Below are 14,332 nucleotides of genomic sequence, written 5' to 3' on the forward strand. Positions count from 1 at the left end.
GGCTCATGGGATTGGCGGAGGCGGACGCAACAGTGTGTCCAGTTGGGCGAGATGCGCCTGCCAGCTGTAGTGTTCCACCACGCACGTGCGCGCGGCGGTGCCCATCGTGCTGCGGCGGGCGGGATCGGCGAGCAGCGCGAGGACGTGGCGGACGGTGTCGTCGCCGTCGCGGGCAATCTCGAAATCGTGCCCGGGGCGGGCGGCGAGACCCGTGGCGGAGTCGGCGGACACGACCACCGGGCGCGCCATGGCCATGGCCTCGAGCACCTTGTTCTGGATGCCGCGCGCGATGCGCAGGGGGGCGACGACCACATCCGCATGGGCGATGTAGGGGCGCACGTCGGGCACGGTGCCGGTGACGGCGACCCCCTCGCCCGCAAGCGCCTGCACCGCCGGTGCCGGGTTCATGCCGACGATCCAGAAGCGGGCGTCGGGCACGGTCTGGCGGATGCGCGGCAGCAACTCGGTGGCAAACCAGGTGACGGCATCCACATTGGGCCAGTAATCCATGGCGCCGCTGAACACGATGACCGGGCCACCGGGCGGGTACGGCGACTTTCCGGCGTTGGCGGGAGAGAAGAAGTCCGCATCGACACCGTTCTGCATCACCCCCACACAGCTCGCGGCCTCAGGCGCGGCGTGGCGGAAGAGCTCGGCTTCGGCCTCGGTGACGAAGAGGCTGGCATCGACCTGCGCGGCGGCCTGGCGCTCGAACGCGAGCAGGCGCTCGCCCTCGCGACGGTACAGCCAGGACATGGGCCAGCGGTGCTCGGGGGCGTACTGCGCCCACTTTGCAGAGTCGACGTCGCAGAAGTCGATGACGCGACGCTGGAGCCCCGGCATGTCGAGGTACTGCGCCATGGGCCCCGAAAACGCGACCGCCGCGCGGATGTCGTGTTCACCGATGGTGCGCGCCACCCACTCGGCCAGACGCGGGCTGCTGTAGTACGGCAGGCTCAGCGCCTCGCCCCGCAGCAGGCCGCGCAGGCTGGCGATGCGGCGGATGCGCGGCTCGATGGGGATGGCGCAGACCTGCTCGCACCACTGCTTGAGCGTGGCCACATGCTGCAGGTCGTCGCGGTGGTCGACGAAAGTGCCGAGCCAGACGCGGTGCGTGCGCGAGAGCTGGCGCAGGATGTTGAAGGAACGCACCTTGTCGCCCTTGTTGGGCGGATAGGGGATGCGGTGCGTGAGGTAGAGCAGCGGCGGGCGGCCCGGCTGGTCGTGCTGGGAGTCCTGCGTCACCGCACTACCCCAGGTTGCGCACGATATGCGGCCCCAGGCGATTGGCCACGCCGATGGGCAGGCGCTTCCAGAGCGCGATGAAGGCGCGGTACTTGGGGTTCATGGGGTTGTTCTGCGGCACGCTGTCGCGCTTGTACAGACGGTATTCGTAGGACAGGGCTTGCGGTTCGAAGCCCCAGTTCTTCTTGAAGCTGTACGGCCCGGTGCCGACCTTGCTGCGGCCGTAGTCGAAGACCTTGCACCCGCGCTCGCAGGCGCGGCGCATGAGCTCCCAGTACTTGAAGTCGTTGGCGGCGAGGTCGCGCGCGGCGAGGTCGTCGCCGGCGTAATAGGGCAGCACCTCGTCGCGGAAGTAGAAGCTGAACACGCTGGAGAGCGGCTTGCCTTCGGGGCTGACCACGGTGAGCACCTCGCAGGCCTCGCCGAAGACGTCCCTGAGGCGCTGGAAGAACGCCCTGGGCAGCGCAGGGGTGCCGTGGCGCAGCACGTTGTCGGCGTAGAGCGCGAAGAAGCGCTCGACGCCCGCGTCGATCTCGCTCACCAGGCCGTTCTTGATGCCCTTGCGCACCATGGCGCGCTGCTTGCGCGGGATGGCGAGCAGGTTGGCCTCGACCTCGGGGAGGATCTCCTTGCGAAAGGTGACGTAGAGGTCCTGCCGCGGCCAGTCCGCGTGGCGGGCCTTGAGGTTGCGGTATTCGAGGTGCTGCACACCCAGCGCGCGCGCGAGCGTCTCTGCTTTGGATTCAAGCTCGAACAGCACTTCGGGGCCGGCATCCGGGGCAAGCGCCGCGCCGCCATAGACGCAGAACGGCAGGGAGACGAGCGCATGGCCGAACAAGCGGCTGCGCACCTCGGCGAGCGGCAGCACACCGACGATCTCGCCGGCACGCTCGGCATACAGGTAAAAACTGCGGTGCCGCAGCACCTCATCGAGGATCTCGCGCCAGCCGGACAGGTGGAAGAAGGTGCCCTGCGGGCAGGCGCGCACGAAGGCGTCCCACGCGGGGACTTTCTCATCGGTGAGCAGGCTGACGACAACGGGCAGTCGGTCCATCTTTTCCCTTCGGTTCCAGGCAGGTCAGGCGGCGTTGCAGAACACCTCGTCCGCACGCCCCCAGGCAAAATCCGACAGCAGACGGTCGAGCCGTGCTTCGGTATGTCTGAGATTAATGTAATGCCTGAAGCGGGTCTTGACCGTGGCATCGGTCACGCGGGGTTGCTCGGGGTCGATTTCCCACGGGTGGAAGTAGAAGATCGCAGGGCGTTGGTCGCCTGCGTTGACGCGCGCGATCTGCCAGCGCGAAATGGGGTACGGCAGCAGCCGGAAGAAACCGCCGCCGCCCGCTGGCCAGTTGCGCCCGAGCAGGTTCAGGGTGGTGACGGGCACTTCCAGCAGGCCGTTGTCGAGCCGCCAGGGAAAGCGCGGTGCGTCGGGAATGCCGTAGTGGTCGTGCTTGACCGGGTACACGCTGGAGCTGTAGCGATAGCCGGCTTCGGCGATGCAGTCGTGCGCCCAGAGATTGGATTCGCCGATGGAGAAGCTGGGCGCGCGGTAGCCGGTGACTTCCCTCCCGGAGATGTCCTCGAGGATGGCTTTCGCGAGACGGATGTCGGCGCCGAACTCGTGCGGGCTCAGGTCGCTGGCGCGCTGGTGGGCGTAGCCATGGCTCGCGACCTCGTGCCCGGCATCGGAGATGCGCCGCACCATGGCCGGATAGCGCTCCGCAAGCCAGCCCAGGGTGAAGAAGGTGCCGCGCGCGCCGTGGCCATCCAGCAGCTCCAGGATGCGGTCGACGTTGCGCTCCACCCTGCAGGGCACGCTGTCCCAACCACTGCGCGGAAAGTGCGGGGCGAGGGCGGAGACCTGGAAGTAGTCCTCGACGTCGCAGGTGAAGGCGTTGGTGATGCGTGCGTCCATGTCACACCTGTACGGCAGGCGGGCCTGCCGCCTCATGCGCGGCGAGCCAGTCGTGAAGATGGGCGGCGATGCGCTCTGCACAGCGACCATCCCAGTATTCGGGCGTGCGTCCAGCCTTGCCGCCGTTGACGAGGATCTCGTCGGCGGCGGCGATGATGGCTTCGCCGCGCACCCCCACCAAGGTGTTGGTGCCCTGCTCCACGGTGATCGGGCGCTCGGTGTTCTCGCGGATCGTGATGCAGGGTACGCCGAGCGCGGTGGTTTCCTCCTGGATGCCGCCCGAGTCGGTGAGCACCATGCGCGCGCCCGACATGAGGCCGAGCATTTCCAGATAACCCTGTGGCGGCAGCACGAGGAAGCCCGGTGCGGCGAGCCGGTCGAGCATGCCGAAGCGTTCCAGGTTGTTGCGCGTGCGCGGATGCAGTGCGAACACCAGCGGCAGGCGCTGGCTGACGTGGTGCAGCGCGTCGATGACCGGGCCGAGGGTCTCGGCGGCGTCGACGTTGGACGGTCGATGCAGCGTGACCACGCCATAGCCGCCCGCGATGCGCTGCGGGTCGAGCCCGGACTGGGCGAGCAGCACATCGGCAGGCACGGCCTTGGGCAGGCTGGCGCGCAGACTGTCGATCATGACGTTGCCGACGAAGACCGCGCTCTCTGCGGGGATGCCTTCGCGCGCAAGGTTGTCGTGGGCGGAGCGCTCGGTGGTGTAGAGCACATCGGAAATCTGGTCGGTGAGGATGCGGTTGATCTCTTCGGGCATGCGGCGGTCGTTGCTGCGCAGGCCGGACTCCACGTGTACCACCGGAATGTGACGCTTGCAGGCGACCAGCGCGCAGGCGAGCGTGGAGTTTACGTCCCCCACCACCAGTACCGCACGCGCGCCGTGCGCATCGAGGACGGGCTCGAAGCGCTTCATGACCTCGGCGGTCTGCACCGCGTGCGACCCCGAGCCCACGGCGAGGTTGACATCGGGTTCGGGCAGTTCGAGATCGGCGAACAGCCGGTCCTTCATCGCCGGATCGTAATGCTGGCCGGTGTGCACCAGCAGCGTGCGGATCGGCGGGTTGTGCGCGGCGAAGGCGCGGATGATGGGCGCGACCTTCATGTAGTTGGGGCGCGCACCAACGACACAGATGACAGGCGCCTGCATGGTGACGGTGGAGCTCATCGCGATTCTTCCTGGCTGGGGTCGTCGCGGCGCACGGCCTGGACGAGTTGATTGAGCAACATCACCGCTGCAGACACCGACTGCTCCAGGCTCGCCAGGCGCGCCTCGATGCGCTGCAGGTCGTAGCTGCCAGCGAGCGCTGCGGTCTGCTCGGCCAGCTCGGGCGAGGCATGCAGCCGGTCCAGCGCGAGGTTGCCCAGCGTTTCCGGCATCGCCACGCGCTCGGTCGCGCTGGCGCGCGGCTGGGCGCGCATGGCTGCGCTGTGCACCGGGCGCGCCCGCGCCGACGCGAACTCCTCCTTGAGCTCGTCGATCACCTCGCGCACGTGCGCTTCGGTGATGGCATGGCTTTCGCCCAGATACGCGGAAAGCAGCAGCCGGTCGCACAGGGTGTTGATGTTGCGCGGGATGCCGCCGGTGTAGCCGTAGATGGCGGTGAAGGCGCCGGGTTCGAAGCGGGGATCGTCGGCCCAGCCGACATGCTTGAGGCGGTGCTCGATGTAGCCACGGGTTTCCTGCGCGTCGAGCGGGCCGAGGTGGTAGGAGGCGATCACGCGCTGGCGCAGTTGCTGCATCTCGACGCGCTGCATCATGTCGCGGAACTCCGGCTGTCCGACCAGGAAGCTTTGCAGCAGGGCATGGTCTTCGAGCTGGAAGTTGGACAGCATGCGCAACTCCTCCACCGCCGCCGCGGAGAGATTCTGCGCCTCGTCCACGATCAGCAGCGCGCGCTTGCCCGCGGCAGTGACCGACACGAGGTAGGTTTCGATGGCGAGCAGCAGCCCGGCCTTGTCCAGGTTGCGGCTGGGCACGCCGAAGGCCGCAGCCACCATGCGCAGCACGTCGGCGGCGTCGATCTGGGTACTGACGATGTTGGCCGCGACCACCCGCTCGGGGTCGAGGTGCTCGAGCAGGCTGCGCACGATCGTGGTCTTGCCCGCACCGATCTCGCCGGTGATGACGATGAAGCCCTCGCTCTGGTGCAGGCCGTATTCGAGATAGGCCATGGCCCGCCGGTGCCCGCGACTGCCATAGAAGAAGGCCGGATCGGGGTTGAGCTGGAAGGGTTTGCCGCGGAGCTTGAAGAAGGATTCGTACATCGATGCGTGACTCAGAACCGCATGCCGAAGGTGGCGGTGACTGCGTTCTCGGTGTAGGCGTCGCGCCCCTCGGACTTGATGTGCGAGTAGGTGACGCCGCCATTGGCCTGGGCGCCAAGGCGTCGGGTGAGGCCCAGGGTGTAGGACGAGCGCGTGGTGGTGTCGTCGGTCACGCCTTCGCCTTCCGAGCGCGAACGCAGGTAGCCCGCCGAGAGCGTCGCCAGCCCGGACAACTGGTGGTTGAAGGACAGGGACGCCGAGCGCGTGCGGATCTTGTCGTAGTCGGCCAGATCATCGTTGAGGACGAAGCCGGACAGCGTGCTCAGGCGCTGGCGCTCGCTTTGCTGAAGCGAGATCGAGACGGTGTTGCGCACACCGCTGATCGAATACCCCGCCCCGAACGCCCGCTCCAGGAAGTAGGCATTGGAGCGGATGCCCTGCCCGCCGCGCGCGCGATACTCGTCCAGCGCGATCCGCTCGCGCTCGAGGTCGCTGAGCGTGGGGTCGATGGCGCCGAGGATCTGGTAGATGGCCTGGAACAGGGGGTCGATGGCGTAGCCGCCGGCGAGATCCTGCAGCGAGGAGGAGATGTCGCGCCGCGCGGTGAGCGTGAGCGCCGAGCGTGCCATGCGATGTTGCAGGCTGACGTCGTACCCCGTGCCGAAGATACGGTCTTCGCCGGTAACGGAGATCGCCGTGCGCTCGTTGGGGTACCAGTCGAAGCCGGCCCCCCAGATGGCGCCACGCTCGCCACTGACCGTGGCGTAGTCGTTGGACTCGTACCCGCCGATGGCGCGCACGCGGAACTGCGGGTCGATGTTCACGAACAGGGTGGCCCGACCGACCTCCTGCTCGACGTCACGGTTGGAGCCTTCATCGTAGCGGGTGTCGGTCCGCACGTACTCCAGCCCCCAACCGAAGAGCCGAAGCGCGACCGGATCTGTGACGCTCGCTTGCCAGGTGCCGCTGCGCTGATCGCCCAGGGTACTGTCACCGCCCGTGAGCCAGCGCTGCTGATAGCCGATCCGGCCCTCCCCGCTGGCTCCGAAGCGGAAGGCGAAGCGCGGCGCGATCGAAAACAGGCGGGTCTCGTTGTTCTCGTCGGTGTCGAGCGTGTCGCCACCGAAGCGGCCGCTGAAGGCGGAACGGTTATCGCGGCTGATGGAGGCAGCAAGGTCGACGAAAAAGGCGTCCTCGATGGCTTCGAACGTGCCGCGCCCCTGCAGCGCGAGGTAGGTGGTGTTGTCCTCCGTGCGTTCCGCATGCGCGAGGTTGCGCAGACGCATGTCGAGACCACCACTGAAGCGGCCGGATTCGCGACTGATGGACAGACCGGGTGAGATCTCGGCGATCCAGTCCTTCTGTTTGTTGGTCGCGCTCGTATCGACGTTGTCGGTCCAGGTCAGCCGGTTGTCGAGCGAGGGCTGGATCCGCACCGTCTGCGCCTGCGCGTGCCCCGCCATGCCAAGCGCCAGCAGGGCGGCGCCGAGCAGGGAAAGGCACGGCGTACGAGGTTCAGGCTGCGTTTTCACGGGCCGTTTCGCCATAGCCATATCCGTATCCATATCCGTAGTACGAGCCGTGGCTCTGCCTGCGTGCCTTGTTGAGCATCATGAGCTTGATCGGGCAGCTCTCGATGGTCGCCAGGGCCTGCTTGATGGACGCGTGCGTGGTGCGCTCGGCTTCGACGACGACGACCACCTGCCCCATGTGGGTGGCGAGCACGCGCGACTCGGTCGTGACCAGAAGCGGGGGCGAGTCGAAAATGATGATGCGGTCGGAGTAGCGGGTCGCCATCTGCTTGAGCAGGCGGTTCATGTTCTCGGAAGCGAGCAGTTCGGTCGCGCGCGCATGCGGCATGCCCGCCGGCAGGATGGAGAGCTTCTCGATGTTCGTGCGCAACAGCACATCGCCGAGATCGGTGGCGTCACCCGCGAGCACGTCCATCAGGCCGCGCTCCGGCGGCAGGCCAAGCTGGCGGAACACCGAGGGCCGCGAAACATCGGCATCGACCAGCAGCACGGTGTAGTCGAGCTCCATGGCCATGCTGACCGCCAGGTTGATCGCGCTGAAGGTCTTGCCCTCACCCGGCATGGCGCTGGTGATCATGATCAGGTTGGCGTTCTCGATGCGCGCTTCGCTGGTGTCGGTGGCGTTGCGCAGCAGCGGCCGCTTGATGACGCGGTACTCCTCTGCAATGGCCGAGCGTGGGCGGTCGGGCGTGACCATGCCCTTGGCTTCGAGCATCGCGAGATCGATGTACACGCCGCGCGAGGCATGCGCAGGCAGGGAGGCCGCCGCAGCTTGCGACTGAGCCTCCGACACGGGCGCGGGCTCCGGCACGGGAGCGGCCTTTGCCGCCGCCGGCTCTGCGGCCCGGGCGACCGCCTGCTGCAGCGCTTCGTCGGAGGGCTCGGCAGAGGCCTGCTTGAGTTGGTCAAGCCGCTGTGCGGCTCTTTCGATAAGACTCATCGTGTTGTCCCGTTCAACCCTGAATCAGCCGCAAGGCGACGACTGCGGCGGCAAACGCCCCCGTGTACGCAACCAGCCCCAAACCGAACGCAAACAGGCCGCGCCGCCGCGCCGAAATGCGCTCGGGGGTGGGCAGCATGGACACCATGCCCAGCACCGGCAAGCCGGTGACCTCGCGCAGCATGCGCGGGTCGCTGAATGCGGGACGAAGCTGGCTGATCAGGAAAGTAAGCGCGAAACCCGCGGCCAGGCCTGCCAGACCGGCAAGCGGGATGAGCAGGATGCGGTTGGGCGCGGAGGGCGCGGTGGGCAGCGTGGGCGGGTCGATGACGCGGAAGTCGGCCACCCCGGTCTGGGTGTTCATCTCGACGGCGATGTTGGCGGATTCGCGGCGCTCCACGAGGGCATCGTAGTTGCTCTTGTGGACCGCGTAGTCGCGGTTGAGCTGGGCAAGTTCGGCCTCCACCTCGGGCACCATTCGCGCCCGCTCGCCGAGTTGAGAGAGCCGGCTCTGGAACTCCGAGACGCGCGCCCGCAGCGCGGCAACGCGCGACTCGGCCTGGGCGAACGCGAGCTTCATCTGCTGATAGACCGGGTTCGAGTCGAGCGCACCGAACTGGCTGCCACCACCTGCCTGCATGGCCTCGACCTGCTTGAGCTTCTGCGCGTCGAGATCTTCGATGAGGCGGCGGGTGCCGAGCACGTCGGGGTGCTGGTCGGTGTAGCGCAGCAGAAGCTCGTCCAGATTGCGCTTGAGGGTGTCGATACGCCCGTCGATCTCGGGGATGGACACCGCGGACGCCGAGGGTGTCTGCGGCAGCAGCACCGGCTCCTCACCGACGAGCTGGCGCTGCAGGGAGTCGCGGGCATTCTCGGCTTCGCGCAGTTCGAGCTGAGCCGCCTGAAGTTGCGCATTGAGGGCACCAATCTGCGAGACGTAATCTGCCGCGCCATCGCCCAGCACCCCCATGTTGCGCAGACGGAACTCCTTGACGCGGTTTTCCGCCTCGGTGAGCTTCTGCTCGTAGCTGCGAATCTGCTCCTCGATGAAGCGGCGCGCAGCGTCCGCGTCCTGGCGCTTGCTGCCCAGGCCGGACTCGACGAACAGCGACAGCAGCGACTGCACCACGCGCTGCGCCTGGTCGGGGCGCGTGTCGGCATAGGACAGCGTGAAGAGGTTGGTGCGGTCGGCCGAGCCGATGCGCAGGTCCTTGGACAGACGGGTGATCAGCGCCTCACGCTCTTCGGTCGAGTGGATGCCGAGGTCGAGATCGGCCATGGTAATGAGCTTCTCGACGTTGGGGCGGCTGATCAGAGTGCGGCTCAGCATGGCGATCTGCTGGTCGACATTGGGCTGCACCGCCAGCCCGGCCATCAGCGGGCGAAGCACCGACTGCGTGTCTACGAACACCCGAGCACTCGACTCGTACTTGTCCGGCATCTTGTAGATGACGACCCCGGCAACGATGCCGACGATCCACGCCAGCGCCAGGCCCCACCAGCGGTAACGCCACATGCCGCGCAGGTAGCCGGTGATCTGCGATACGAGTTCTTCCATGAATCGACTTCACGTGGTTCGCGCCGAACCCCGCCGCGGTCGCAGCGTGGGTCCTGCACGGGGGTTGAGTCGGAAGCGGGACTGGATCAGAACCAGCTCTGCGGGATGATCAGGACGTCGCCCGGACGCATCTCGACGTTGGCCGAGACATCGCCGCGCTTGATCAGATCCTTGATGCGCACGCTGTACTGCTTGTTACCCTCACCGGTGCGCAGGATGCTCGCGCTGTTGCCGTCCGCGAACTGGGTGAGCCCGCCGACCGCGATCATGACGTCGAGCAGCGTCATCTTCTGCGTGTAGGGGAGGATGCGCGGCTGCGCGGCCTCGCCGACGACGCGGATCTGCTCGCTGTAGGGGCCGGAGAATCCGGTGGCGATGACGGTGACCACCGGCTCGCGGATGAACTTGGAGAGTTCCTTTTCGATGTCGCGCGCCAGCGTGGTGGTGTCCTTGCCCTGCGCGACGAGGTCTTCGACCAGTGGGGTGGTGATCTTGCCGTCGGGGCGCACCGGCACCGACATCGACAGCTCTGGGTTGCGCCATACGACGATGTTGAGCGTATCGCCCGAACCTACGACGTAGTTGTATTCCTCGTCCGCTGCTGCGGACGGCGCCGGCGGGAAGGACGAGGCGCACCCGGCGAGCGCACCCGCCGCCCCGACGAGCATCACGACACGAACAATCCTCGACCACATGCCTCGAGCGCTGATGACCATGACAACACCCCTTCAGAGTTCCATGAATTGGGAATGATACGACGATCGATTCAATTATTCGACGCTGAGCGTACCCGATGACAGCGCCCTGCGCACGCCAGGACGCGGGAAAACGCGTTTCAACGATTCAGCGTACCGGCGCAGGCGCATGCAGTTCCAGGAACAATCGCACACAATCGCTTACACTAGGTGCAGGCGCTGCGCTAGCTTGAGGAATGTTTGTTGCAAGACAATGGATGGCAAGCGCGCAGCCCGATCGTGGACACACCCGAAGCTGCCGCACCGCAAACCACACCGGGCACAATCGATGCACACCAACCTCGGCACGGCACACGCCCAGTGTGCCCCCATGGCGGCCGATCTGCTGCACGCCGCAGGCGCGTCACCCGACAAGCGCAATGGACCGCACAGGCCCATCGCGAAGGACTTCACCTGGACGGCACTGCCCCTGCATGCCTTCAGCTTCGAGCGCAAGGGCTACATCATCCGCATCGCGAACGGGAATGACCCGCTGAAGCGCGAGACGGCAAGACTGATCGAGCGCATGTACTCGGCGCGCGGACTCTTCCCCTACGGCACCACGGTCGAACTCGACCGGCGCGACCTGAACATCGTGGCATTGAAGGATCAACGCGCGGTTGCGACCCTGACCGTGCGCCTGGACCACGGCAGCGGATTGCTTGCCGATACCTTATACCGCAAGGAGATCGATGCGGTCCGGGCGAAAGGCGGGCGAGTGTGCGAAATTACACAACTCGCGATCGATCCCGAGCTCGGCTCGCAGGACGCACTCGCCGGCCTGCTGCAGGCGCTGTATGCGCTTGCCAGGCTGACCGAGCGCATGAGCGACGTGTTCATCGAGGTCCACCCACGTCATGCACGCTTCTACCAGCGCATTTTCGGCTACCGCCTCGCAGGACCGCGCCTGATCTGCCCGCGTGTGGGCGCGGCGGCCGTGCTGCTGCATCTGTCGCAGAACGAGTTCGAGGACGCCGTGGCCCGCCGCGAACAGACGGAGGATCGCCGCAGCCGTCGCGCAGCGCGGCTGCTGCCGACGAGCAACGACGTGCAGCAACTGCTCCAGGATCTGCAGTCCGCCGGCTGAATACCCGCCTGCCCCTCCCCGCGTTGGCGCCGGGACGCTGGCCGGCTCGACGCTCAGAACCAGTGACGCAGTTCGACGTAGGCGCGGTCGCTGCGGTCGTAGCTGCCAAACAGCCCCGCATCGTCACCGCCGAACACATCCAGGCCCGTCACCATGCGCCAGGCCGGCGCAAACTTCCAGGTGAGCTTGGGGCGCAGCATGTAGTCGCTGCGGTTGAGGCTGGTGACCGCGAGCATCTCGACTTCCACGTCGCTGCCAAAGCTGCGCACGGCCTGGAAGGTCAGCCCTGTTTCGCTACGGTCACTCGCCATCGCGGGGTGGTGGTCGTCGAGCCAACGCCCGTAGTACTGAGCGTTGAAGCGCCAGTCGCCCACTGGCACATCCACACCGAGGGCATAGTCGACCATGTCGGTAGGGGCCAGCCCGACGGCAACCCCACCGGGCACACCTGCGGGCGTGAAGGTATTGAGGCTGCGGCCGCGCGTATGGACCGCCTCGCCCTTGAGCACAAAACGCCCCAGATCCTTGCTGAAGGTGCCGCCCACCTGATGCAGCCGGTCGTGGCGCATCGACGCCAGCCCGGGCTGGAGCGCTTCGACGGTGGGCGAGATATCGTGGCTGCGGTAATAGAAGGCGGACAGATCCCAGCCGTCGACCAGGTGCGAGACCCGCAGACCCCAGTTGCCGTCACCAAGGTCGTCGTTGTCAGGCTTGCGCTCATCGACGGCCGTACCCGCCGGAATCCAGGGGAAGGCGTAGAAGTCACCGCCGGGCTTGCCGATCTCGTCATAGGACGGCTTGGGCACCCAGAGCATCTCGAAGTGCGTGTCGCCGCCGAAGTACTCTGCACGCACCGCCCATTGCGCGATGCGCATGCTCTCGAACTCGGGCAGCAGGAAGTCGCGCAGGTCGCGCGCCGACACTACGTCGGCAAAGAAGAAGCCGACCATCTCCCCCCAGATGATCTGCTGGCGCCCGAAGCGGAACTCCCAGTCGCCGTGGCCGACGTCCACGTACGCCTCGCGCAGCAGGAAATCGCGGCGCTGGTCACGGCGTACCGCGGCCGGGTAGCGCCCGTCCTCCAGGTCGAAAGCGCCATCGGCCTCGGCGCGCGCAGTGAGCTTCCAGCGCACGCGCGGGGCAAGCTCGCCACTGCCGGTCACCTCGGCACGCGCGCGCAGATGCGACCAGTGATCGGGCGCGGGCAGCGTAAAGGCCGCACTCAGGTCTGCATAGCCGCTCCAGCGAAGGCCGGAGCCTCCCGGCTCGGATGGCGAGCCGACGTCGAGCAAGGCGTCAAGCTCGGCGTCGAGCTCTGCATCCAGCGCCGGCTCCACTCCGGCCTCCTCGGCGGCCATTGCGGGCATACCTGAGGCGAGGGCTGCGAGGGTCAGGGCGGCAAGCGTACGCCGCGCGTGCTGTGTGAATCCGGGCATTGCTCATTCTTCCTGGGCTTGAGGTGGTTCCTGTACACGCTGGCTGCCGTTCGGGACGAAGGTCCAGTGCTGGGCGTTCTTCATGCCGAGCGCGGTGATCCTGCCGTCGCCGATGCGTACCAGGCGGTCGGCCATGCTCATGACCTTGCGGTCGTGGGTGGAAAAAACGAAGGTGGTGCCGGCGCTGCGATTGATGTCGCGCATCAGCTTGAGGATCTCGGTTCCGGTCTTGCTGTCGAGGTTGGCCGTTGGCTCGTCGGCGAGCACGATCTTCGAGTGCGTGGCCAGTGCGCGGGCGATCGCAACGCGCTGGCGCTGGCCACCGGAGAGCTGGTTGGGGCGATGGTGGGCGTATTTTTCCAGACCGACCACGTCGAGATAGCGGCGCACGCGCTCGGCACGCTCCTTCTTCGAGAGCTCGGGAAACTGCAACAGCGGGTACTCGACGTTCTCCTCGGCCGAGAGCACCGGGAGCAGGTTGAAGGTCTGGAAGATGAAGCCGATGGTCCTGGCGCGCAGGTCCGCGAGTTGGTCGGGCGTGCGGTCGGACACGTCGTGACCGTCGATGACGACGCGCCCCTCATCGGCGGTATCGATACAGCCTATGATGTTGAGCAGAGTGGACTTGCCGCTGCCGGAGGGGCCCGCGATGGCGAGAAACACCCCCTCTTCGATCGACAGCGAGACGTCGTCCAGCGCCAGCACGAGCTGCTCGCCAAGGAGGAAACGCTTGCTGACGTGTTCGATCTGGACGATTGCCATCGCAAGGACCGAGAATGAATGCAAACGCCAAGAGGATAGCACTCATGACGCAAAGCTTACGATTCCGCCGCAGATTCCTCGCCACCCTGGCAGCCGGCCTGTGTGTGCCCGGCGCGCTGATGGCTGCCGACGACGCCGCACCGGCCGCACCGGCGAACGATGACGAGGCCGCCGGGCTCGTGCAACGCGCGGACGCGATCCGTTTTCCGCGCGAGAGCTTCCAGACCGAGATCGTGGTACGCAATCTCAGCGACGGCGTCGAGAAGGACGCGCGCACCTTCCGCGTGCTGTCGCGTGGCAACGAGAACACCATCGTGCTGACGCTGGAGCCCGCCAGCGAGCGCGGCCAGGCACTGCTGATGCGCGGGCGCGACCTGTGGGTGTTCATGCCCAGCGTCTCGCAGCCGGTGCGCCTGTCACTCGCGCAGCGCCTGACCGGGCAGGTGGCCAATGGCGACCTGGCGCGCGCGAACTTCGCCGGCGACTACCGACCGAGCCTCTCCGGGCGCGAGGCGCTGGAGGGCACGGATGCGCTGGTGCTGGATCTGGCGGCGGTGGACCGCTCGGTGACCTATGCGCGCGTGAAGTACTGGATCGCCGCAGCCGACAGCCGGCCGCTGAAAGCGGAGTTCTACGCGCTCTCGGGCCGCTTGCTGAAGACCGCGCGCTACGAGGACTTCCGCGAGATGGCCGGCCAGGTTCGCCCCACCCGGCTGGTGATGGAAGACGCACTCAAGCCGGGCGAGGTGTCGGTGCTGACCTACGAGAACATGAACGTGCGCGATCTGCCCGAACGCATGTTCACCCGCGAGTACCTGCGCCGCCTGCAGCAGTGACGCAACGTCCGCA

Annotated in this window: 13 protein-coding genes; 2 read left to right on the forward strand and 11 right to left on the reverse strand. The window is 66.9% G+C overall.

Going from position 1 to position 14,332, the window contains the following annotated elements; translation table 11 throughout:
* Positions 1 to 3: 3 nt before the first annotated feature.
* From ACPT9U_RS01030 to ACPT9U_RS01070, 9 genes are all read right to left on the reverse strand, one after another.
* On the reverse strand, positions 4 to 1,245 hold the full coding sequence (locus ACPT9U_RS01030; protein WP_435749609.1) for a TIGR03087 family PEP-CTERM/XrtA system glycosyltransferase: 1,242 nt from the start codon (positions 1,243 to 1,245) through the stop codon (positions 4 to 6).
* Positions 1,246 to 1,249: 4 nt separating this feature from the next.
* Positions 1,250 to 2,299 carry a FemAB family XrtA/PEP-CTERM system-associated protein gene (locus ACPT9U_RS01035; RefSeq protein WP_418363592.1) on the reverse strand — a complete coding sequence of 350 codons (1,050 nt, stop codon included), beginning with the start codon at positions 2,297 to 2,299 and terminating at the stop codon, positions 1,250 to 1,252.
* A gap of 24 nt (positions 2,300 to 2,323) precedes the next feature.
* On the reverse strand, positions 2,324 to 3,163 hold the full coding sequence (locus tag ACPT9U_RS01040; protein ID WP_435749610.1) for an XrtA system polysaccharide deacetylase: 840 nt from the start codon (positions 3,161 to 3,163) through the stop codon (positions 2,324 to 2,326).
* Between the two features lies 1 nt (position 3,164).
* A complete protein-coding gene (gene wecB / locus ACPT9U_RS01045) occupies positions 3,165 to 4,334 on the reverse strand; it encodes a non-hydrolyzing UDP-N-acetylglucosamine 2-epimerase (RefSeq protein WP_435749611.1) in 1,170 nt (389 codons plus the stop codon).
* Positions 4,331 to 5,434 carry an XrtA/PEP-CTERM system-associated ATPase gene (locus ACPT9U_RS01050; protein ID WP_435749612.1) on the reverse strand — a complete coding sequence of 368 codons (1,104 nt, stop codon included), beginning with the start codon at positions 5,432 to 5,434 and terminating at the stop codon, positions 4,331 to 4,333. The genes wecB and ACPT9U_RS01050 overlap by 4 nt, the downstream gene beginning before the upstream one ends.
* A gap of 11 nt (positions 5,435 to 5,445) precedes the next feature.
* On the reverse strand, positions 5,446 to 6,966 hold the full coding sequence (locus ACPT9U_RS01055) for a TIGR03016 family PEP-CTERM system-associated outer membrane protein (RefSeq protein ID WP_435749613.1): 1,521 nt from the start codon (positions 6,964 to 6,966) through the stop codon (positions 5,446 to 5,448).
* Positions 6,950 to 7,906: an XrtA-associated tyrosine autokinase gene (locus ACPT9U_RS01060; RefSeq protein ID WP_435749614.1), complete on the reverse strand. Its 957-nt coding sequence runs from the start codon at positions 7,904 to 7,906 to the stop codon at positions 6,950 to 6,952. The genes ACPT9U_RS01055 and ACPT9U_RS01060 overlap by 17 nt, the downstream gene beginning before the upstream one ends.
* A gap of 13 nt (positions 7,907 to 7,919) precedes the next feature.
* Positions 7,920 to 9,464, reverse strand: coding sequence for an XrtA system polysaccharide chain length determinant (locus ACPT9U_RS01065; protein ID WP_418363598.1), 1,545 nt, complete (start codon positions 9,462 to 9,464; stop codon positions 7,920 to 7,922).
* 86 nt (positions 9,465 to 9,550) lie between these two features.
* Positions 9,551 to 10,132 (reverse strand): XrtA/PEP-CTERM system exopolysaccharide export protein, encoded by a 582-nt coding sequence (locus ACPT9U_RS01070; protein WP_418363780.1) that lies wholly within the window; start codon positions 10,130 to 10,132, stop codon positions 9,551 to 9,553.
* 355 nt (positions 10,133 to 10,487) lie between these two features.
* On the opposite strand from ACPT9U_RS01070, the gene ACPT9U_RS01075 reads away from it, so the two are divergent.
* Entirely contained in the window at positions 10,488 to 11,285 is a 798-nt protein-coding gene (locus tag ACPT9U_RS01075; protein ID WP_435749615.1) for an N-acyl amino acid synthase FeeM domain-containing protein, read from the forward strand.
* 53 nt (positions 11,286 to 11,338) lie between these two features.
* Here ACPT9U_RS01075 and ACPT9U_RS01080 read toward each other — a convergent pair whose 3' ends face one another.
* Both ACPT9U_RS01080 and ACPT9U_RS01085 read right to left on the reverse strand, forming a co-directional pair.
* Positions 11,339 to 12,721, reverse strand: coding sequence for a DUF1302 family protein (locus ACPT9U_RS01080; protein WP_435749616.1), 1,383 nt, complete (start codon positions 12,719 to 12,721; stop codon positions 11,339 to 11,341).
* 3 nt (positions 12,722 to 12,724) lie between these two features.
* Complete coding sequence (locus ACPT9U_RS01085) at positions 12,725 to 13,483, reverse strand: ABC transporter ATP-binding protein (RefSeq protein ID WP_418363601.1); 759 nt, start codon at positions 13,481 to 13,483, stop codon at positions 12,725 to 12,727.
* A 44-nt stretch (positions 13,484 to 13,527) separates the two neighbouring features.
* On the opposite strand from ACPT9U_RS01085, the gene ACPT9U_RS01090 reads away from it, so the two are divergent.
* On the forward strand, positions 13,528 to 14,319 hold the full coding sequence (locus ACPT9U_RS01090; RefSeq protein ID WP_418363602.1) for an outer membrane lipoprotein-sorting protein: 792 nt from the start codon (positions 13,528 to 13,530) through the stop codon (positions 14,317 to 14,319).
* Positions 14,320 to 14,332 lie beyond the last annotated feature (13 nt).

This window comes from Thauera sp. AutoDN2 (assembly GCF_051280715.1).
GTDB lineage: Bacteria > Pseudomonadota > Gammaproteobacteria > Burkholderiales > Rhodocyclaceae > Thauera.